Annotated in this window: 21 protein-coding genes; 13 read left to right on the forward strand and 8 right to left on the reverse strand. The window is 67.2% G+C overall.

Features of this window, described 5'->3' with window-relative positions; translation table 11 throughout:
* Positions 1-2: 2 nt before the first annotated feature.
* Entirely contained in the window at positions 3-761 is a 759-nt protein-coding gene (gene cobF / locus ACQHI0_RS24480) for a precorrin-6A synthase (deacetylating) (protein ID WP_427904156.1), read from the reverse strand.
* Positions 762-819: 58 nt separating this feature from the next.
* Here cobF and ACQHI0_RS24485 point away from each other — a divergent pair, with 58 nt between their 5' ends.
* The 6 genes from ACQHI0_RS24485 (at position 820) to ACQHI0_RS24510 (ending at position 5,055) form a co-directional block, all read left to right on the forward strand.
* Complete coding sequence (locus tag ACQHI0_RS24485; RefSeq protein WP_358109177.1) at positions 820-1,623, forward strand: thymidylate synthase; 804 nt, start codon at positions 820-822, stop codon at positions 1,621-1,623.
* Positions 1,624-1,628: 5 nt separating this feature from the next.
* Positions 1,629-2,108 carry a dihydrofolate reductase gene (locus ACQHI0_RS24490; RefSeq protein ID WP_427909282.1) on the forward strand — a complete coding sequence of 160 codons (480 nt, stop codon included), beginning with the start codon at positions 1,629-1,631 and terminating at the stop codon, positions 2,106-2,108.
* A 104-nt stretch (positions 2,109-2,212) separates the two neighbouring features.
* Positions 2,213-2,539, forward strand: coding sequence for a cupin domain-containing protein (locus tag ACQHI0_RS24495; protein WP_101465662.1), 327 nt, complete (start codon positions 2,213-2,215; stop codon positions 2,537-2,539).
* Between the two features lie 67 nt (positions 2,540-2,606).
* Positions 2,607-3,650, forward strand: coding sequence for a Dyp-type peroxidase (locus tag ACQHI0_RS24500; RefSeq protein WP_427904157.1), 1,044 nt, complete (start codon positions 2,607-2,609; stop codon positions 3,648-3,650).
* Positions 3,651-4,448 (forward strand): family 1 encapsulin nanocompartment shell protein, encoded by a 798-nt coding sequence (locus ACQHI0_RS24505; protein ID WP_427904158.1) that lies wholly within the window; start codon positions 3,651-3,653, stop codon positions 4,446-4,448. It begins immediately after the preceding gene.
* 79 nt (positions 4,449-4,527) lie between these two features.
* Positions 4,528-5,055, forward strand: a complete 528-nt coding sequence (locus tag ACQHI0_RS24510) for a hypothetical protein (RefSeq protein WP_427904159.1) — start codon at positions 4,528-4,530, stop codon at positions 5,053-5,055.
* A 46-nt stretch (positions 5,056-5,101) separates the two neighbouring features.
* Here the strand turns inward: ACQHI0_RS24510 and ACQHI0_RS24515 are convergent, their stop codons facing one another.
* Positions 5,102-5,782: a TetR/AcrR family transcriptional regulator gene (locus tag ACQHI0_RS24515; RefSeq protein WP_427904160.1), complete on the reverse strand. Its 681-nt coding sequence runs from the start codon at positions 5,780-5,782 to the stop codon at positions 5,102-5,104.
* 217 nt (positions 5,783-5,999) lie between these two features.
* On the opposite strand from ACQHI0_RS24515, the gene ACQHI0_RS24520 reads away from it, so the two are divergent.
* From ACQHI0_RS24520 to ACQHI0_RS24535, 4 genes are all read left to right on the forward strand, one after another.
* Positions 6,000-7,538 (forward strand): amino acid permease, encoded by a 1,539-nt coding sequence (locus ACQHI0_RS24520; RefSeq protein ID WP_427904161.1) that lies wholly within the window; start codon positions 6,000-6,002, stop codon positions 7,536-7,538.
* A 110-nt stretch (positions 7,539-7,648) separates the two neighbouring features.
* Positions 7,649-8,395 (forward strand): DUF1989 domain-containing protein, encoded by a 747-nt coding sequence (locus tag ACQHI0_RS24525; RefSeq protein ID WP_427904162.1) that lies wholly within the window; start codon positions 7,649-7,651, stop codon positions 8,393-8,395.
* Complete coding sequence (locus tag ACQHI0_RS24530; RefSeq protein WP_427904163.1) at positions 8,392-9,006, forward strand: urea amidolyase associated protein UAAP2; 615 nt, start codon at positions 8,392-8,394, stop codon at positions 9,004-9,006. Before ACQHI0_RS24525 ends, ACQHI0_RS24530 begins: the two co-directional genes overlap by 4 nt.
* Positions 9,003-11,177, forward strand: coding sequence for a 5-oxoprolinase/urea amidolyase family protein (locus ACQHI0_RS24535; protein WP_427904164.1), 2,175 nt, complete (start codon positions 9,003-9,005; stop codon positions 11,175-11,177). The genes ACQHI0_RS24530 and ACQHI0_RS24535 overlap by 4 nt, the downstream gene beginning before the upstream one ends.
* Here ACQHI0_RS24535 and ACQHI0_RS24540 read toward each other — a convergent pair whose 3' ends face one another.
* Both ACQHI0_RS24540 and ACQHI0_RS24545 read right to left on the reverse strand, forming a co-directional pair.
* Positions 11,178-12,329 carry an epoxide hydrolase family protein gene (locus ACQHI0_RS24540; protein WP_427904165.1) on the reverse strand — a complete coding sequence of 384 codons (1,152 nt, stop codon included), beginning with the start codon at positions 12,327-12,329 and terminating at the stop codon, positions 11,178-11,180.
* 82 nt (positions 12,330-12,411) lie between these two features.
* Positions 12,412-13,410 (reverse strand): NAD(P)-dependent alcohol dehydrogenase, encoded by a 999-nt coding sequence (locus tag ACQHI0_RS24545; RefSeq protein WP_427904166.1) that lies wholly within the window; start codon positions 13,408-13,410, stop codon positions 12,412-12,414.
* Positions 13,411-13,422: 12 nt separating this feature from the next.
* Between ACQHI0_RS24545 and ACQHI0_RS24550 the strand changes: the two genes are divergently transcribed.
* Positions 13,423-13,884 (forward strand): TetR/AcrR family transcriptional regulator C-terminal domain-containing protein, encoded by a 462-nt coding sequence (locus ACQHI0_RS24550; protein WP_427904167.1) that lies wholly within the window; start codon positions 13,423-13,425, stop codon positions 13,882-13,884.
* A 146-nt stretch (positions 13,885-14,030) separates the two neighbouring features.
* On the opposite strand, the gene ACQHI0_RS24555 is transcribed toward ACQHI0_RS24550, so the two are convergent.
* The 3 genes from ACQHI0_RS24555 to ACQHI0_RS24565 form a co-directional block, all read right to left on the reverse strand.
* Positions 14,031-15,062, reverse strand: coding sequence for an ATP-grasp domain-containing protein (locus ACQHI0_RS24555; protein ID WP_427904168.1), 1,032 nt, complete (start codon positions 15,060-15,062; stop codon positions 14,031-14,033).
* 163 nt (positions 15,063-15,225) lie between these two features.
* Entirely contained in the window at positions 15,226-16,404 is a 1,179-nt protein-coding gene (locus tag ACQHI0_RS24560) for an FAD-dependent monooxygenase (protein WP_427904169.1), read from the reverse strand.
* Positions 16,405-16,437: 33 nt separating this feature from the next.
* The gene (locus ACQHI0_RS24565; protein WP_427904170.1) at positions 16,438-17,907 is read right to left on the reverse strand and encodes an MFS transporter; all 1,470 of its coding nucleotides are present in this window, start codon (positions 17,905-17,907) and stop codon (positions 16,438-16,440) included.
* Between the two features lie 277 nt (positions 17,908-18,184).
* Here ACQHI0_RS24565 and ACQHI0_RS24570 point away from each other — a divergent pair, with 277 nt between their 5' ends.
* Both ACQHI0_RS24570 and ACQHI0_RS24575 read left to right on the forward strand, forming a co-directional pair.
* Positions 18,185-19,450 carry a sensor histidine kinase gene (locus ACQHI0_RS24570; RefSeq protein WP_427904171.1) on the forward strand — a complete coding sequence of 422 codons (1,266 nt, stop codon included), beginning with the start codon at positions 18,185-18,187 and terminating at the stop codon, positions 19,448-19,450.
* Positions 19,447-20,133, forward strand: coding sequence for a response regulator (locus tag ACQHI0_RS24575; RefSeq protein ID WP_427904172.1), 687 nt, complete (start codon positions 19,447-19,449; stop codon positions 20,131-20,133). Before ACQHI0_RS24570 ends, ACQHI0_RS24575 begins: the two co-directional genes overlap by 4 nt.
* A 49-nt stretch (positions 20,134-20,182) precedes the next feature.
* Here the strand turns inward: ACQHI0_RS24575 and ACQHI0_RS24580 are convergent, their stop codons facing one another.
* Positions 20,183-20,761 carry a Uma2 family endonuclease gene (locus ACQHI0_RS24580; protein ID WP_427904173.1) on the reverse strand — a complete coding sequence of 193 codons (579 nt, stop codon included), beginning with the start codon at positions 20,759-20,761 and terminating at the stop codon, positions 20,183-20,185.
* Positions 20,762-20,871: the final 110 nt, after the last annotated feature.

The following is a 20,871-nucleotide window of genomic DNA, read 5'->3' on the forward strand; positions in this document are numbered from 1 at the left end:
ATCTATCGCGCGTCGGCGCGGGATCCGGCCCGGAGCAGATAGACATCCATGATCCAGCCCTTTTCCGCGCGCAGTTGCGCGCGGCGAGCCACGATGTCGCGTTCTACCTCGCGCACGTTGCCTTCGATCAGGGTTTCGTCGGGCATACCGAGATAGGCACCCCACCAGATGTGGATATCGTCGCCGCTGATCTCGGTGAACGAGCATTCACCGTCGAGCATCACCACCGTCGACCCTGGCCCGAGCCCCTCATCGCGCAGTCGGCGCCCGGTGGTGACGTGGACGGGTTCGCCGATCCGGTGCAGCACCATCCGGTGCCGGGCGGCCAACGCGGCGACGCTGGTGACGCCGGGGATCACCTCGTAATCGAAGTCAGCGCGCCCGCGCGCGAGCACATGCTCGACCATCCGCAGCGTGCTGTCGTACAGCGCCGGATCGCCCCACACGAGAATCGCGCCGATACCGTCCACCTGGTCGAACGCGGCTTCGAGGAGCTCCGAACGCCGTTCGTGCCAGTCCACGACGACACCCGCGTAGTCCGCGGGGGTACGTTCGCGCGGCGGATCGGTGATCTCGATGATCCGGTGCGGCCCGGCCACGTGCTCGGCCAGGATCGTGGTGCGCACGTCGACCAGTTCCTGCTTTTCGGCACCTTTACCGATCACGAAGAAGGCCTCGGCCTTTCGCATGGCCTTGACCGCCTGCATCGTCACCTGGTCGGGGTCGCCCGCGCCGATGCCGATCACGTAGAGCTTGCGCATAGCGCAAGAGCTTGCCAGGTGCCGATCCACCGGCCCGACCCACGTAGAATCGCAAGTCGTGGCCACCCCTGATACGCAGTACGAGGATCTGCTCCGGCACGTTCTGGAGCGAGGCACGCCAAAGGCCGATCGCACCGGCACCGGAACCCGCAGTATCTTCGGTCACCAGCTGCGCTACGACCTGGCCGAATCCTTCCCGCTGATCACCACCAAGCGGGTCCACATGAAATCCATCGCCTACGAACTGCTGTGGTTCCTGCGCGGTGACTCCAACGTCTCCTGGCTGCGCGAACACGGCGTGACCATCTGGGACGAATGGGCCGACGCCAAGGGTGAACTCGGCCCCGTCTACGGCGTGCAGTGGCGCTCGTGGCCGACCCCCGACGGCACCCACATCGACCAGATCGCCCAGGTGCTGCACACCCTGCGCACCGACCCGGATTCACGCCGTATGATCGTCTCGGCCTGGAACGTGGCCGACCTGGACAAGATGGCCCTTGCCCCCTGCCACGCCTTCTTCCAGTTCTATGTCGCCGACGGCAAGCTGTCCTGCCAGCTGTATCAGCGCAGCGCCGACCTGTTCCTCGGGGTGCCGTTCAATATCGCCAGCTACGCCCTGCTCACCCTGATGGTCGCCCAGCAGACCGAGCTGGAGCCGGGCGAATTCATCTGGACCGGCGGCGACGTGCACATCTACGACAACCACGTCGACCAGGTTCGCGAGCAGCTCACCCGCGAGCCCTACCCGTTCCCGACGCTGCACCTGCGTCCGGCGACGAGCTTGTTCGACTACGCCTACGAGGACATCGAGCTGTCCGGCTACGAGCACCACCCCGGCATCAAGGCGCCGGTGGCGGTGTGACTCGCATGATCGGCCTCATCTGGGCGCAGGCGAACAACGGCGTGATCGGCGTCGACAACACCATTCCGTGGCGCGTGCCCGAGGATATGGCGAATTTCCGCGATACCACCATGGGGCACCCGGTGATCATGGGCAGGCGGACGTGGGATTCGCTTCCGGCGAGTTTCCGCCCGCTGTCCGGTCGCCGCAACATCGTGGTCACTCGCCAGACTGATTGGTCCGGAGAGGGTGCCGAACGCGCCGCGTCGGTGCCCGAAGCGCTGGCCATGACCGGCGAGGCGGACACCTGGGTCGCCGGCGGCGGCGAGATCTACCGGGCCGCCCTGCCACTCGCCACGTCACTGCTGGTCACCGAGGTCGACACCACCGTGACGGGCGATGCCTTCGCCCCGGCCATCGGCCCGGAATGGCAGGCGGACGACACCCCGTGGCGCACCTCGAAAACCGGTCTGCGCTACCGCATTCGCCACTACACCCGCGGCTGACAACACACCGCTAACGGTCGCGGCAAAACGCCCGAACGCGTGGGCGCCGTCGGGCATACTCCTGGCAAGACCTGCCCGCGAGATGCCTGCGAAAGGCCCGATCCATGGACAAGAAATCGCTGACCGCGGTGGCCCGTCAACAGCTCAAGCTGGCCGCCACTTCGACGAGCGGCCGGAGCTCGCAAACCCTCATCGGCGGCCACACCCACGCGCTGCGCCAGACGGTCGTCGCCCTCGCCGAGGGCCAGAGCCTGGCCGAACACGACAACGCGGGCGATGCCACCATCCAGGTGCTCTCCGGCACGCTGGTGCTGATCGCTGGCACCGACGAATGGAAGGGCTCGGCAGGCGATCTGATCGTGGTGCCGCGCGCTCGCCACAGCGTCAAAGCCGTCGACGATGTCACCTTCCTGCTGACCGTCGCCAAATAGGCCGCTCACCTGACACACCAGAGTGCTGCGACGAAACCTGTCGGCGCGGCGCCGTACTCTGGTCCCCATGGGTGAGCCACAGCCTGTCCTCGATCCACTCACACCGGCCGCGATCTTTCTTGTCGCCACGATCGACGAGGGCGGCGAATCGGCGGTCCGCGACCTCCTGGCCGATATCTCGGGTTTGCGCCGTTCGGTCAGTTTCCGGGTGCCCGGCGAGGGATTGACCTGCGTCACCTCGATCGGCTCCGCGGCGTGGGACCGCCTCTTCACCGGCCCGAAACCAGCTGAGCTGCACGAGTTCCCGGGATACGACGGGCCGATCCACAGCGCACCGGCCACCCCGGGCGACCTGCTCTTCCACATCAGGGGCGAGACCCAGGGCCCGTGCTTCGAACTCGCCATGGTGATCGGCGCGCGGTTGAAAGGCGCGGCCACCATCGTCGACGAGACGGTCGGCTTCCGCTACTTCGAACAGCGCGACCTGCTCGGTTTCGTCGACGGCACCGAGAACCCCGAGGGCCGCGCCGCGGCCTCGGCGGCGCTGATCGGCGACGAGGACCCAGCCTTCACCGGCGGCAGCTACGTGATCGTGCAGAAGTACACCCACCCGCTCGACCAGTGGAACGCGCTGTCCATCGAGGAGCAGGAGCGGGTGATCGGGCGGACCAAGCTCGCCGACTACGAACTGCCCGACGATGTGAAGCCGCCGGATTCGCATGTCGCGGTGAACACCCTCGTCGACGCCGACGGCACCGAACGGCAGATCGTGCGCGCCAATATGCCCTTCGGCACCATCGGCACCGGCGAGTTCGGCACCTACTACGTCGCGTACGCGGCCACGCCGAGCGTCACCGAACGCATGCTGGAGCGGATGTTCCTCGGCACCGACGAGGCAGCCTACGACCGCATCCTCGACTTCTCGTTCGCGGTCACCGGTACCTCGTTCTTCACCCCCACCGTCGATTTCCTCGACGATCTTCCCGACGCACCCGAGACCGCCGTCACCGAGATCGAGCCGACGACCCTTTCCGAATTCGACCCGATAGAACGGGCGAACGCCGCGGCAGACGGGTCGCTCGGCATCGGCACGATGAAAAGGAGTATCTGAATGAACAACCTGCATCGCGAACTCGCGCCGATCACCGGCGAAGCCTGGTCGCAGATCGAGGAGGAGGCGACCCGCACGTTCAAGCGCAATATCGCGGGCCGCCGGGTGGTCGACGTGGCGGGACCGCACGGTTTCGACTTCTCGGCCCGCAACCTCGGCCGGGTCACCTCGATCGACTCGCCCGACGACGGCGTGCAGGCCCGTCAGCGCGTAGTGCAGCCGGTTGTCGAACTGCGGGTGCCGTTCACCCTGCAGCGCGCCGAGCTCGACGACATCGAGCGCGGCGCGGGCGACGCCGACTTCGACAATCTCAAGGACGCTGCCCAGAAGATCGCCTTCGCCGAAGACCGCGCGATCTTCGAGAGCTACGCCGCCGCGGGCATCACCGGTATCCGCGAGGCGGCCTCGAATTCTCCCGTCGCGCTGCCGAACAATGTGGTCGACATCCCCGACGCCATCTCGCACGCTCTCACCGGCCTGCGTCTGGCCGGCGTGCAGGGCCCGTATTCGGTCGTGCTCAGCGCCGAGCTCTACACCCAGGTCAGTGAGACCTCCGACCACGGCCACCCGATCCGCACCCACATCGAGCGGCTGATCGAGGGCGAGATCATCTGGGCACCGGCGATTTCCGGCGGCTTCGCGCTCACCACCCGCGGCGGCGATTTCGAGCTGGCGCTGGGTCAGGACCTGTCGATCGGCTATCTCAGCCACGACGCCGAGACCGTGCAGTTGTACTTCCAGGAGACCTTCACCTTCCGCGTCGAGACCTCCGAAGCAGCGGTGTCGCTCGGCTCCTGAGCACGGCCGCTAGGGTAGGCCACGAATCGCGATTCGGGGACGGCTTACTCGGGCCCCGGAGCTGGAGAGGGAGGTCCGCATGTCGGTCGTGCGTGCCGGTGTGGTGCCCGCTGGTCGGAGCATGGCGTATTGCTTGATCGCAGTCCTGGTCACCACGGGCGTCGTCGGGTTGTTCCTGGCGATGTTCGGGGTGAACCGGGTGATCACCGGATTGCTGGTCGGGGCGGTCGGTGGATTCGCGGTGGGTGTCGCGCTGTTCATCCGTGATGTCGTCGAACTGCACGAGCACGCGATCTACGCGCGGACCCCGTTCCGCTCCTCGACCGTGCCGTGGGACCGCGTCGTCGCGGGCCGCTTCACCCTCGACGAGCACTCCCGCTGGGCTCTGGCGCTCGACCTCGACGGCGAGTCGGCCGACGAGCTCGTACTGCTGTCGATTCCCCCGGTGATCCGCCCCGTCACCGGCGCCTACGACATGCGCAAACGTGAACAGGTGAGCGAGATCCGGGAGATGCTGCGCGCCAAGCGAATCCCGATCACCGTCCTGCCCGAAATCGCCGAGGCGCTCAACCAGCACTGGCAGATCGCACCGCCGACCGCCCGCTGATTCCGCCCACCCTCGCGCGGGCCCGATCCCCACACCGGCGCGCGCATCAAGCCGGCGGGGTGCCGCCGATCTCCCCCAACCGTGCGAGTAGCGCGCAGGCCGCGGCCCGCACCGCACCGACATCGCCGCGATGTCCGACGATCCGCACGATCCCGTCCGGGATTTCGCGCTCGGTGTCGATGCCCGCGTCCCCCTCGTCGTACCTGATCGCGATCACCGTCTCGACCAGACGGAACGGCAGGATCCGCGAACCCTCGGATTCCCCCGCGGCCGCCGACGACGCGGCGGCCAGCCGCTCGTAGTGCCCGCGCAGTTCGTCACGGCGGCGCCGGAACGCGACGAAACGTTCGGTGCGTAGCTCCGGCAGCAGGTACAGCGCACCCAGGTTCCAGCGCGCGGTGCGTAATTGGCGCACGTCGAACAGCGCCAGCGCGTACAGCTGGACCACCGCGGATTCCGGCTCGGCCATCATCCGCTGCGCGAATTCGACCGGGCCTGCCACCGTTTCGGCCAGCAGCGCGTCGAGGATGTCGTCCTTGGCGGCGAAGTGGTGATACAGCGAGGCCTGGCGGATGCCGACCGCGTCGGCCACCGCCCGGGTCGAGGTGTTGGCGTACCCCTTGGTGGTGAACAGCTCCGCCGCCGCGTCGAGGATCTCCGCGCGCGGCGTGGTTCCCTGCCTGCGCCGCTGTTCCAGCCGGGGACGCCCGGGCCCGAGATTCGCCACACCGGAGATTCTGTCATCGGGCCATGACCTGCCCCGCAGTGGGCAGCTCACCAGCGAAGATGCCCGGCGGTCGATTTTCTGTCATTTGACAGAAACTCAGGCAACGCAGAAGTTACCGCGGGCCGCCCAGTCGATACACGCACGACACCGTTCGAGCGATCGCGCGCGCAAAACTATCGACTGATAGATATTGGCCGAACCGCTGAAGGACACCGACATGGCCACGACACTCGAATCCCCCGCCGCCCCACCCGAACTCGCCCGCGACAGCGCCGATCTGGCAGCTTTCGGCTACCAGCCGGTCCTGCACCGCAAACTGGGGCGCTACGCGTCCTTCGCAGCAGGTTTCTCGTTCGTCTCCATCCTCACCACGATCTTCCAGTTCTTCGGCTTCGGCTATTCGTTCGGCGGCGCCGCCTTCTTCTGGACCTGGCCGCTCGTGTTCGCGGGCCAGTTCCTGGTCGCGCTCAACTTCGCCGAACTCGCCGCCCGCTACCCGATCTCCGGCTGTATCTATCAGTGGTCGCGCCGGCTGGCGGGCGGGCTGATCGGCTGGTTCGCCGGCTGGATGATGGTGATCGCGCAGGTCGTGACCGCCGCCGCGGCCGCCATCGCGCTGCAGGTGGTACTGCCCTCGATCTGGAGCGGATTCCAGCTCATCGGCACCGACACCGCCCTCACCTCCCGCGACGGCGCGATGAACGCCGTGCTGCTCGGCAGCGTGCTGCTCGTTGTCACCACCACGATCAATGTGATCGGCATCGATCTGATGGCGAAGATCAACTCGATCGGTGTCACCGTCGAGATCGTCGGCGTGCTGGCGATCATCGCGCTGTTCTTCGCCAACAGCGAGCGCGGCCCCGACGTCGTGTTCCAGACCGACCAGGCCTCCCCCGGCCCCTACTGGGCGGCGTTCCTGGTGTCGGGCCTGATGGCCGCCTATGTGATGGTCGGATTCGATTCCGCCGGTGAGCTTTCCGAGGAAACCAAGAACCCGCGCACGGTCGCTCCGCGCACCATCCTGCTCGCCCTGTCGGTATCGGCGCTCGGCGGCGGCCTCATGCTGCTCGGCGCCCTGATGGCGGCACCGAGCCTGTCCGACGGCGAATTGTCTTCCGGCGGACTGGCTTACGTCATCACCTCGAAGCTGAACAGCCCCGCGGGCTCGGTCCTGCTCGGTTGCGTCGCGGTGGCGGTGATCGTCTGCACGCTCGCGATCCAGACCGCGGGCTCGCGCCTGCTGTTCTCGATGGCCCGCGACGGCAAACTGCCGTTCGCCAAGGCGCTCTCCACCGTCCACCCGCGCTTCGGCACGCCCGTGTGGCCCGCCGTGGTGATCGGCGCGCTCGGCATCGGCCTGCTGGTGCTCAACCTGGGTAACCCGGCTATCTTCGCCACCCTCGCCAGCGTCTGCATCGTCAGCCTGTACCTGGCTTATCTGCTGGTCACAGTCCCCTTGCTGATCCGCCGGATCAAGGGAATGCCCGCCCTCGACGACAAATCCCTCTTTCACCTGGGCCGCTGGGGCATCCCCATCAACGCACTCGCCGTCGTCTGGGGTATCGCCATGGTCATCAACCTGGCCTGGCCCCGCCCCGAGGTCTACACCCCCGCAGGCGGCAGCTGGTGGCAACTCTGGGCAGGCCCGCTGTCGGTAGCCGTGATCCTCACAGCGGGCGCCATCGTCTACCGATTCGTCGTCGCTACCCCGAAAGACGCCGCGACGGAGTCCGAAATCGCTTCCGCGACAGCTTGATCCACAGGCGCGGCGGGTGCGCCGAGTACGCACCCGCCGCGATTGCGCCCAGCTCGCACCACGAGCTCGCCCATCGTCCCGTTCGTCACCCACTCGCTGAGGAGTAACCGATGACGAGTACCCAGTCCACCGACGGCGCCCGCGCCCACGCGCGAGCCCAGGCCGCGGCTGCCACACAGGCACGTCCTGAAACACCGGACGGCATCGACCCCGCGACAGTCGTTGTCGCACAGCGTATTCCCTCGGGGGGCTATGCGAACGTCGTGCTCGGCCGCGGCACTCGAGTACGTCTCGCCGACCCGTCCGGCACCACCTGCGCCCACCTGTTCCTGCTGCGCGCCGAAGCATCCTGGGAGCGGCTGAATGTCGCTGACACGGTGAAGGTGCCGTGGCAGGCGTACCTGAGCGCGGGCCACCCTCTGCTCTCCGACCAGGGCAGAGTGCTGGCGACGGTTCTCGCCGACACCTCCGGCCACCACGACACCCTGTGCGGCCCCACCACCGACGGCCGCCACCAGCTCCACGTCGCCGGTGCCAAACAGGGGCTCGAACCCCGCGATATCGGCCCCTCGATCGCCCTGTTCCGTGGCGCCCGCGTCGCACCGAACGGCGCGATCGAGCCGACCGGCAACGGTCCCGTGGGCGCCACCATCGACCTGTTGGTTCACCTCCCGCTGACCCTCCTGGTCGCCAACGCGCCCCATCCCCTCGACGACCGGCCCACTGGCGACCTCGACCTCCTCGCCTGGTCCGCCCCCACCGATCGCGTCACCAACGCCGACCCCGAATACCGACGGGCCGTGGACAACACCGAAGCCGCCTGGTCGGCCGCACTGAACACGGAGGTTCCGGCATGACCACCACCCGCACCGTCGTCCTCGACGAGACCGTCCCCGCCCAGGCACCCTGGTCGGCGATCGTCCGCGCAGGCGACCACCTCGACATCATCGACCTGCACGGCAACCAGGCCGTCGACTGCCTGCTCTACTCCGCTGCCGACCACACCGACCGCTACAGCGCCCAAGCCACCATCGCGGCCCAGCGAAATATCTTCCTCACCACCGGCAGCGTTCTGCGCACCGAAGCCGGCACTCCCCTGATGACCGTCATCGCCGACGAGGTCGGCAACCACGACACCATCGCGGGCGCCTGCTCCCAGGAATCCAACACCCTGCGCTACGGCCACCACACCCGCCACCAGCACGCCTGCGTGGAGAACTTCCTCACCGCCGCCCTCGAATGGGGTCTGGGCAAACGCGACCTGGTCTCCAACATCAACTGGTTCATGAACGTCCCCGTCGAGCCCGACGGCACCCTCGGCATCGTCGACGGCCTGTCCGCGCCCGGCAAGAAGCTCACCCTGCGCGCCGAGGCCGACACCCTGGTCCTGGTCTCCAACTGCCCCCAGATCAACAACCCCTGCAACGGTTTCGACCCCACCCCCGTCCGCATGGTGGTGACCCGATGAGCCTCACCGACACTCGCGCCGGCGCTGCCGACCTCTCGGTCGAAACGCCTACATCGCGCACGAGTACCGTCCTCGCGCCGGGTATCAGCCGAGCCGAGGCCACTGGCGACGTCGGCACTGTTCACGCCACGGTGGCCGGGCTCGAGCCGAACTCGGGCCCATCTTCTCCGGCGCGCATCGAGGTCGTCCGGCCCGGTATGCAGACCACCGTGCAGGACTGGCCGGGCCGAATCGGCTACTGGCACATCGGCGTTCCGCCGTCCGGGCCGATGGACGACCTGTCGTTCCGGCTCGGCAACCGGGTGCTCGGCAATCCGGAAGGTGCGGCCGGGCTGGAATGCACCCTCGGCGGACCCGCGCTGCGTTTCACGACGGCGACGTGGGTGTGTGTCACCGGCGCGGTCGCCGACGTTCGGGTCGACGGCCGCCCGGCCGAGCAGTGGCGCACCGTCGAGGTCCCGGCAGGCGGTGTCCTCGATGTCGCAGCGATCCGTGGTCCCGGCATGCGCACCTACATTCTCGTCTCGGGTGGGATCGATGTCGATCAATTCCTCGGCAGCGCCGCCACATTCACGCTCGGCAAGTTCGGCGGCGGCACCGGCGCGGCCCTGCGGGCCGAAGACTCGCTCGCTCTCGGCGAGCCGGCGACTCGTCTCGCGCCCGCCGTTCCGATGGCCGACATCCCCGCCTTCGGACGGCGCTGGGAGCTGGCGGTCACCGAGGGCCCGCACGGCGCACCGGAGTTCTTCACCCGCGCCGACTTCGACACCATCATCGGCACCGACTACGAGGTGCACTTCAATTCCGACCGCACCGGCGTCCGGCTGATCGGACCGAAGCCGGAGTGGGCGCGTACCGACGGCGGCGAAGCGGGCTTGCACCCGTCCAACATCCACGACAACGCCTACTCGATCGGCGCACTCGACTTCACCGGCGACACCCCGATCCTGCTCGGTCCCGACGGCCCGAGCCTGGGCGGCTTCGTCTGCCCGATCACCGTGGTCGCGGCCGACCGCTGGAAACTCGGCCAGCTCACCCCCGGCGACAAGGTGCGTTTCGTCCCCGTCCGCGCCGACCACGCCGCACCCGCCGCGGCGCTCGGCGCGAGCAGGCGTGCATCCCTGGGCACGGTGCTTTCGGCGGGCCGTGACGGCGACGACGGAGTACTTCGTCGCGCCGATGTCGACGACGAGACCGGCGTGACCTACCGCAGGCAGGGTGACGACGGCGTCCTGGTCGAATACGGCACGCTCACCTTGGATCTGGGCTTGCGCGCCCGAGTTCATGCCCTGCACCAGCATCTGATCGCCATCGGTGTACGCGGGGTCATCGAACTCACCCCGGGCATTCGCTCCTTACAGATCCGGGTCGACCCAGCCGTCCTGCCGATCGCACAGCTCCTCGACCTGCTGGCCGAAGCCGAAGCGCACCTACCGGATTCGGCCGAACTCGTGGTGCCGAGCCGCACCGTCCACCTACCGCTGTCCTGGGACGACCCGTCCACGCGCGAGGCCATCATCCGCTACATGCACGGTGTGCGTCCCGACGCGCCGTGGTGCCCGTGGAATATCGAATTCATCCGCCGCATGAACGGCCTGGCCTCGGTCGACGATGTCTACCGAACCGTCTTCGATGCCGAGTACCTGGTCCTCGGCCTCGGCGACGTCTATCTCGGCGCCCCCGTGGCCACCCCCACCGACCCCCGCCACCGACTGGTCACCACCAAGTACAACCCGGCCCGCACCTGGACCCCTGAGAACGCCGTCGGCATCGGCGGCGCCTACCTCTGCATCTACGGCATGGAGGGCCCTGGCGGCTACCAGTTCGTCGGGCGCACGACCCAGGTGTGGAACCACCGCGCCCGACCTGTGGGTACCGCGGGGCCCGGGGTCGACCGGTTCGCTACCGACGCGGAAACCCCTTGGCTACTGCGCTATTTCGACCGGATCAAATGGCATCCGGTGGAGGCCGACGAACTCCTCGATCTGCGTGCGGATTTCACCGCGGGCAAGGTGGACGTCACTGTCACCGACGGCGAGTTCCGGCTCGCGGACTACCGCGGGTTCCTCACCGATAACGCGAGCTCCATCGAGGAATTTCGCGCTGTCCAAGCCGAAGCGTTCGCCGCCGAACGCCAATCATGGCGCTCGGCAGGCGAACTCGCGGACTGATCAGCGCAACGTACGGAAGAACTCGCGCACATCGGTGGTGAGCAGTTCCGGTTCCTCCAGTGCCGCGAAGTGCCCGCCCCGGTCCACATCGTTCCAGCGCACGATCGTGTTCTCCGCCTCGTCGAAGCGCCGGATCGCCACATCGTGGGCGAAAACGAGCACGCCGGTCGGCACACCCGAATTCGCGGGCACCGCACCCCATTCCACCGGTTGCGCGTAGCCGACGTAGGCCGCCGAGCCCGCGGTGCCGGTGAGCCAGTAGATCATCGCGTTGGTCAGCAGCCGATCACGATCGATGATCTTGTCCGGCAGCGTCTCACGCGGGTGCGTCCACTCCCGGAACTTGTCCATGATCCACCCCAGCTGCCCGATCGGGGAGTCGACCAGCCCGTAGGCCAGGGTCTGCGGGCGGGTGGACTGCACGGCGATGTAGCCGAACTCCTCGTTCATGAACGCCTCGATCCGCGCGATGCGGTCACGCTCGAGTTCGGTCAGGCTCGCCATGTCCGCCTCCGACAGCGGCAGTTGCGGGAACGAGCCCGCACCACCGTTGACGTGCACACCGATTACCCGATCCGGTGCCACTCGCCCGACCTCCGGGCTCACCGCCGCACCGATGTCACCACCCTGCACCCCGAACCGCTCGTAGCCGAGCCTGGTCATCAGTTCGACCCAGGCCTCGGCGATCCGGCGCACCGACCACCCCTGCGTGACCGGTCCGGAGAACCCGAAACCGGGCAGCGACGGGATCACCACGTGGAAGGCATCGGCCGGGTCGCTGCCGTACGCACGCGGGTCGGTCAGCGGGCCGATCAGGTCGAGGAATTCCGCGATCGAGCCCGGCCAGCCGTGCGTCAGCAGCAGCGGCACGGCATCGGATTCGGCCGAGCGGACGTGCAGAAAGTGGATGTTCTGCCCGTCGATCACGGTGGTGAACTGCTCGTGCGCATTGAGTTTCGCCTCCTCTGCCCGCCAGTCGTAGCCGGTGCGCCAGTGGTCGACGAGCTCGCGCAGGTAACCGGTCGGCACGCCGGTGTCCCAGTCATCGCCCGGCAGCGCGGCGGGCCAGCGCGCGTTGTCGAGCCGATTGCGCAGGTCATCGAGCTGCTGCTGCGAGATGTCGATGCGGTAGGGCTGGATCTCGTTGCTCATGAGATCAACAGTACGAGCCACCTAGGACAACTTCGGCCCTAGCTGCGCAAGACATCCGAATCGGCACGGCATCCCCGGCGAATCAGGCGATGAGGACGGTCTTTCCCGACGCGTGACCTTGCTCGAATGCGGCGACGGCCAGTGCCGCGTCGGACAACGCGAACCGCCGCTCGATCACCGGTCGCAAGCTCCCGTCAACGGCCAATCCGGCCAGATATGCGAGGTCGGCGGCCGCGGGTCGCATCAGCAGAGCCTTCAGGGTCTGTCGCGCGAACAGGTCGGTGAGTGCCACCTGACCCAGCCATCGGATCGGGCCGAACCAGTTGTTGCCGGGCGCGGCGGCGGAGGAGATGAAGACGCCGTCCGTGGCCAGCACGCGACGGATCTCCCGCAGTGCTCGGTTGCCTGCCAGATCGAAGATCACGTCGTAGCGCAGATCCGCGCGGGTGAAATCGTCGACGGTGTAGTCGATGACGACATCGGCACCGATGCTGCGCACCATCTCGACATGCCGGGTGCCGCACACCGCGCTCACGTGCGCGCCGAGCACCTTCGCGATCTGCACCGCGAAGCTGCCGACCCCGCCCGACGCGCCGTTGATCAGCACGCGCTGCCCCGGCCCGACCTTGCCGATATCACGCAGCCCCTGCAACGCGGTCATTCCCGAATCCGGCATCGCCGCAGCATCTTCCATGCTCAACGCCGCAGGCACGATGGCGAACGCGCCCGCGCCGGCGCAAACGTATTCAGCGAACGCCCCACTGGGCACCGCACCGAAAACCCTGTCACCAGCGCGAAATTCGGTGACACTCCCGCCGACCGCGACTACCTCACCCGCCAGATTCTGCCCGATCATTCGATGCTTGGGCCTGCGCAACCCGAACCCGAGCCGCAGCAGATACGGCGTCCCGGTGAGCAGATGCAGATCCCCACTGCACAGTGATGCCGCCCGCACACGGACCACCACATCACCCTCCCCCGGCGCCTTCGGCCGCGGCACGATCTCGCTGCGCAACACCTCAGCCCCGCCGTATCGGGGTGCGATCCAGGCGGTCATCGAAGCCGTATCCACATCGGTCATCAGGGCCCCTCAGTGGTGGTCGCCGAGATCTACGTCCCCCGTGCGGGCACCGACTGGCGAGCAGAGCTGCGGCACCGAGCCATCTCTGCCCACGAGGTACTCCTGACCCACCGCTGGGCCACCGGCCTGCTCGGCTCCCGCGTCAATGTCGGCCCCGCCATGCTCCGCTACGTGGACGCCACCCTCGGCTGCCTGATCACCGCTGGCTTCACCTACGAACAGGCAGACCGAGCGTGGAACGCCTTGGACAGCCACATCTACGGCTTCACCATCCAGGCCATCAACTTCCCTCTCGACCCCGCCGAATTTGCGTCGGCCGCAGAACAATTCCTCCCGCTTGTCCCCGCCGAAACACATCCCCACCTGCGCACCCTCTCGGGGCTCGTCATTGCCGGATCCCACTCCGGTGCGGCGGATTTCACCTTCGGCCTCGATCTGCTCCTCGACGGGTTGGCCGGACTGCTCACCCGCTGACATCGTCGCGGTGTCCACCGATCGGTGGACACGAAGTTCGACCGGTCGATGCTGTCTGCGACCCCGGCGCCGAACTCGACGTCAACGACCGCACCCATGCCGTCATCGTCGCCATGAACCGGGGCCTGTTCACCACCGGCGAGTGATCAGCCAGGAACCAGATCCGCGCTGCGACGTACGCCCTCGAGCTGACCGTCCAGCAACGGCGCAACCTCCATCACCGCTTCCGCCACGGCGAGACAGGCACCCAGCCGCGGCGGGTGCCGTAAGCCCGAATCACCTTGCAGCAGTAGCCGAACCGCGGCCCATGGCAAATTCACGTCGGCGAAGGACGTATGGAACAGGCCTGCCGAGGGTCGCGGATTCGCCTCGAGCAGGACCGGTTCCCCACCGCGATAACGTAATTGGACATTGGTCAGGTAGGCCAGTTCGAAGTGCCACACGAGCCGCCGCGCGATGTCGACCGCGGCGGGATCATCGAGCAATACGCGGAAGCGGCCCTGCTTGGCGCGCGGAATCCCCATCAGCAGTTCACCTCCCGGCGCGGAGAGACAGTCGATACTGATCTCCGGACCTTCGAGGAACGGCATCACCAGCAGCGGCGGGACGCATTCCCCCGCCGCCGCGGCCCGGCGCATCGCCCCCGCGACGGCAGCGACCGAGGCCACCGGTCGTGGCGCGACCCGCAAGCTCGCCATGGTCAACGGACGGTCGTCCAGAATGCGAAACCCGAACGCCGAGAACTCACCACTCGGCTTGATGCACAGCGTCTCCCCGCCCATCGCCAACTCGTCGACGGCCGCGCAGAACTCGTCCGCATCGCGCGCCTCCCGCCACGGCGGTACGGGAACTCCTGCCGCACCGGCGATCTCGTAGGTTCGCACCTTGTCGGTCAGCGCCTTCACCGCTGCCAACGGCGAACACATCAGACTGGTGCCGACCGCCGCGAAGTCGGCTCCCCGACCTGCCAGCGCGTCGAGACGCCGTGGCGGAATGAGCACATCGATGCGATGCGTGCGACAGAATTCGAGCGCGAACTGCGCGTACTCCTCGTTGCTCACGTACCGAGGTTCGATCGCCGACACATCACCTGCCGAGAGAGCGACCGCACTCGGATCCACATTGCTGGCATAAATCGTGACGTCGACACCGTCCGGGTTCTCCCGGAGCAACCGCATGACCTGAACGGTCGCTGCCCCGGCACTGCTCAGCCAAATCCGAAGTGCGATAACGAACGCTCCCTAGCCTGTTCCCGATGCGAACCCGGACCCTATCCCGGTTCGGTGACGAGCACATTTCGGGCAGCAGGCCCCCACGTCACATCCATCCCGGCGGATGGGCTCAGTGGTCGGGCAAGGTGAGTGCCGTGTGGGCCGGTCGTCCTGTGGTCGGCGGCGACGTGGTGAGGCCGCGGAGCCGGTGGTTGCGAGCTTCCAATGCCTCGGCGGTGGTGGGAAACAGCGCTGCCTCGCCGGTGGAGATCTGCGCTTGGTTGAGTTCGACGAATCCGCGGCTGGCGCGCTCGTAGGCGGTGAAGGCGGCGGTGTGATCGTCGTGGGTGGCCAGGGCGTGGGCGAGCATGTAGGCGCCGACGAGGGCGAGACTCGAGCCCTGCCCGGTGAGGAACGACGGCGCGTAGGCGGCATCGCCGACGAATGCCACCCGCCCGCTCGACCATCGCGGCAGGTGGATCTGACTGACCGTGTCGAAGAACTGATCCGGCGCGTGACGCATGGCGTCGACGATCATCGGTACCTGCCATCCGTCATCGCCGAAGACGGTGGTGATCAGCTCGTCTCGAGTGCCGTTGTCGCGGAGTGCTTCGTGTGCTGGTTCGGGGTGGGCGAAGGTCAGCAGGGCGTGTACGTCGTCGCTGTTTCCGACGGCGTAGAGAGCGGCGGCGCGTCCAGGGGTGTTCCAGACGAGTGCCTCGTGCGAGAGCCCGAACGTGTTGGGCATGGTGCAGATCGAGAAGCAGTAGCCGAGGTAGCGCAGGTAGTCCTGTTCGGGGCCGAAGGTGAGGGCCCGGGTTCGTGAGTGCATTCCGTCAGCGCCGACCACGAGGTCGAAACTACGGTGGGCGCCGCTGCGGAAGGTGACGTCGACACCGTGATCGTGCTCGGTGAGCGCGTCGATGGCATCGTCGAACAGGAACTCCACGTCGTCGCGGACGGCGGTGTAGAGCACGTCGGTCAGCGTCCCTCGCGGTATCTCGAGGTCATGTCCGTCGACGCCGCCTACCACTGCCTGCGGATGAACGACCGCGGCGCGACTGCCGTCGGCATCGAGGAAGCTCACCCGCCGCGTGTCGATATGGGCTTGCCGTAGGCGCGGCAGGATGCCCATCCGGTGCGCGACGGCTACCGCGGTGCCACGCACGTCGATCGGATATCCGCCGTCGCGCACCCCGGTGGACTTCTCGACCACCGTCACCTCGAAGCCATGTCTGCGCAGCCAGAACGCCAGCGCGGGACCCGCGATGCTCGCGCCGGAAATCAGGACGGTTCCGCTGGATTTCATGTCAACTCCTACGTTTTCTGTCGATGGAAAGGCTCACGCGCGCGTCTCGACGGGTTCGAGCCTCTGCGCCGGCGCCTGATGCTCCGGGCGGGTGGTTCGTACGAGAATGACGACGACCACCGCGGCGATCGCGAATGCCACGGTGGCGATCGCGATGTAGCTGAACACCCCGGTTGCGGAATTCACTGTCTCGCCGTCCGCGACGACGGTGGTCGAGGCGAGCACGGCCGCGCCGACGAAGTTGAACACCACGGCCCCGGTCGACACCATCACCATGACCAGGCTGGACACGATGCCCTGCCGTTGTGCCGACGCCAAGTTGCCTGCCATGTTGAAACCCGACGCACCCAACGCGGCGACCGTGACACCGAGCAGGAACGCGAAGCCCAGCGCCGCGACCAGCTGCGACACACCGAGAAACATCCCGATGGTGGCTGCGGTTCCGAGCATGACCGCCCCGGCCAAGGTCCTGGCGGGTCCGATCCGCGTCCCCAACCAGCCGGCCACCGGACCTCCGAGCATCACACCGACAGCGGGTGCCGCGAGAAGCAGCGCCACCGACCCGTGACCGCCGAGACCGTAGCCCAGATTCTGGTTAGCCGGAATCTCACTGATGAGCGGGATGAGCTGAAGCATGCTCTGGTAGGAACCCGCGCCGAGGAAAACGACAAGCAGCGTGAGAATCAACGGCCTGCCGAGGTTCCCGACGTCGATCAGCGGGTCGGGCTTTCGGCTCGAGACCGCGAACCATCTGGCCAGCGCCACGATCCCACCGAGGAGAACGGCAAGCGGGCCGATGGCCGACCAGCCGAGGTCGGGACCCATGCTGATGTAGCCGAGCACCCCGAGCAGACCGCCCCCGAGCAGCAGCGCACCCGAGATGTCGAGCCGGCCCGGCGTCTTCACGAGCGATTCGGGAACCAGCACACGCACGCAAACCGCCATCGCGACCGCCACCGCGGCCGAGATGAGGAAAAGGATCTGGAAGCCGAACTCCGTCGCCAGCTTCTCGATGAGAAAACGGGACGCGACATTGAGCACCGCGGTACCGGTGGTCACGATGCCGACGATGATCATGGCCAGGCGTGGCGTGCAGACGGTTCGCACGATCGCGACCGACAAGAACATGGCCGCCAACGCGGCTCCCTGCAACATGCGTCCCACGACGAAGATCCACATCGTCGGGGCCACCGCGCAGATCAGCGCACCCACGCAACTGATCAGCAATGCCAGCACGAGCACTCGGCGTTTGCCGTAGATGTCGGCGCTCTTGCCGAGCAGCGGCGCCCACATCACGCCCGCCAGCATCGCGGTGGCGTTGAGCCACGCCGCCTGGTCGGTGCCGAAATGGTCGAGCATCTCGGGCAGGACGATCAGCGGGGCGCCGATCGCCGAGTCCACCACGAAGTTCACCAAGGCCAAGACCGCGACGAGGCCGAGTAGTCGCCAGCTCCATCGCGTGTGTAGACCGACGTTCGCATCGTCGATTGTGTTCTGCTGCATTGACTTCGGCTCCTCACCAGAGGTTGATGTCCCGACTCGGCGGGACTCGCGCCACGCGGGCGCCGGGCTGGTTACCACCGTTCCAGCGGAGCTTCCTGCGGGCATCGTCTCTCGTCACCGACTGCCGCTAGTGCTGTCGCACCAGACGACCGCGCACCCTGGTGCGTACGCACCGAGTCGAGCGCCATGCGGTCGCCGTGGCCTCGGACGCGCGTATCTTGGGCGAGTTGTTGCCAACCCAGCAGCGTTCCCCGACCCGGTGACGGCCACCCACCCAGTGGCACGACGACCCGTGTGGTGGCGCGAGGCGCTCGTCCTCGCGACAGCGTTGCTGCTGTGCCTGGCCGGCGGGATCTTTCACCCCGACAACACCCTGGGATGGCCGCCGATCGCCACCTATGCTGTCGCGGGAGTCTCGTGTGCGGCGCTGGTCGTCCGGCATCGCGCACCCGTGATCGCGGTCGCCGTGACCACCGTGTGCGGGATGCTGGCCGCGCCGTTCGGCCTGCTGTTGACCCCGTTGATCGTGGTGCCCCTCGCGATCGCCGCCTACGCGCTGGCAGTGCATACCGAACCCAGAGTGACGATCGCGATCCTGCTCCCTGCCGTCGCGTTGCTGGTCGCGGTGACCCCACTGCTCGACGGGCTTTCCTGGCAGGACGGCAGCAGGCTGCTGTCGGTGGCGGCGCTCCCGCTGATCGCCGCAGCGCTCGGCAACGCGACGCAGAGCCGACGGGCCTACCTGGCGGCGATGGAAGAGCGGGCTCTGCGCGCCGAGGAGAGCCGGGAGAGCGAAGCGCGCCGCAGTGTTGCCGAAGAGCGAGTACGCATCGCGCGTGAGCTGCACGATGTCGTCGCCCACCAGATCACGCTCGCCAACGCCCAAGCCGTGGTTGCCGCGCACGTGTTCGACTCGCACCCGGAACAGACTCGCTCGAACCTGCGGAACATCATCCAGACCACGAAAAACGCCCTCGATGACCTGCGGGCCACGGTCGGACTGCTACGCCAGGCCGGGGACGCTGGTACTTCCGCCGAACCGTCGCCCGGGCTGTCGCAGCTTCCCCCGCTCCTCGAGTCATTCGGCCGTGCGGGACTACAAGTGACGATGGACAACGAAGGCGCGCCAAAACCACTACCTCCCGGCGTGGATCTCACTGCCTACCGGATCATTCAGGAAGCCCTGACCAACGTGCGCAAACACGCAGGGACCGGCAGCGCTCGAATCCGCTTGTCCTGGAGCCACAACCGACTCGCCATCACCGTCACCGACGACGGACCGGACTCGCAGGCCGCACCGAAACCGCTCGAGCCGAGTGCGTTCACGCGATCGGACCGGCCATCGGGTTACGGGCTGATCGGTATGCGAGAACGCGCCACCGCGGTCGGGGGCCAGCTCTTCACCACCAACAGCCCGGCAGGTGGCTTCATCGTCTCCACCCACCTGCCGCTCACGCCCGAGAACGCGCCGACGGCCGACAAACCGGCTGCAGATTCGGACGCCGGGCGCGTAAGCGACGCAGAGAACGGTGGTCCCCCATGACGATTCGAGTGTTACTCGCCGACGACCAGGCCCTGCTACGCCAAGCGTTCCGGACGCTGCTCGACACCGCCGACGACATCAGCGTGGTCGGTGAGGCCGCCGATGGCAGGCAAGCGGTGAGCCTCACCCGTGAACTGCGCCCCGATGTGGTCATCATGGACATCCGGATGCCGGACACCGACGGCCTCACCGCCACCGCACAGATCTGCGCGGACCCACAACTGCGCGACAGCCGCGTCCTGATCCTCACCACCTATGAGACCGACGAATACGTCGCGCAGGCGCTGCGCGCGGGCGCGAGCGGTTTCATCGGAAAGGGCATCGGCGCAGCGGAGCTACTCGCCGCCGTGCGCACTATCGCAGACGGAGAAACCCTCCTGTCCCCTGCGGCAACGCGCAGCTTGATCGCCCGCTTTCTGGCAACGCCGACCCACGACGCCCACACGTCCGAGCTACTCGACGCCCTCACCCCGCGCGAACGCGAAATGACCATGCTGGTCGCAACAGGACTGTCCAACAACGAGATCGCCGAGCAACTGTTCGTGAGTCCGTTCACCGTCCGCGCCCATGTGCAGCGCGCCATGAACAAGCTGCAAGCTCGCGATCGTGCACAGCTCGTCGTCATCGCCCACCGCACCGGACTGGTCAACCGCGCGAGCGACGGCACCGATCACCTGCCATGACATCGGCGTCGCGTCCTGCCGGGCTGGACGGGCCTTCCTGGGCGCCGACCTAGCGAGGGAGCAGCGCGCCAGGGTCGAAGGTGACCTCGTACGGCGAACGTAAAGTCACCGGATCACCCGCGGACGCACGGTGCGTCTGCTCGTACTCACCATCAGTGCCGAGGGCGTAGGCGAACAGTACCGGCAACTCTTCGCCGGCCAGACAGCCTTTGAATGCGTTGATTTCGAATCGCCAATACGTCGGGATTCCGGCCTGCGCGTACAGAACCGGCTTCACCAATCGGTCCTGCAATGTCGTCGACCTCGACACGACCTCCACGGCGAGCGCGACCTGTCCCACCGGAACCCCGCGCCCGTTCCAGTCGATCGATCCGGCGACAACCATCAGATCGGGGATCGGCTCGTCGTCCCCGATGAGTACGCCGACACCGTCCAGGACGAGGTGATCGGCGGGAACGCACGCGTCAAGGACCTGTGTCAGCCGTTTGATCAACCACTGGTGCTTCGGCTTGGGTGCGGCGTTCACGACAAGCTGGCCATTCAATACCTCGTAACGCAGTCCGTCATCGGGTAGTCGATCCAGATCGGCAGCGGTCCATTCGGCCGAATGAGGCACCGGCATTGCCATGGAAACCACCTCCCACCTTGCTGAACTCGTCACATGAACGCACTGGTAAGGCTCAGTCTAGTTCAGTCATCGTGTCGACCCAGCTCATCACTTGGCTCAACGGTGCAGAC

Source organism: Nocardia sp. FBN12, from assembly GCF_050320175.1.
In the GTDB taxonomy this organism is placed as follows: domain Bacteria; phylum Actinomycetota; class Actinomycetes; order Mycobacteriales; family Mycobacteriaceae; genus Nocardia.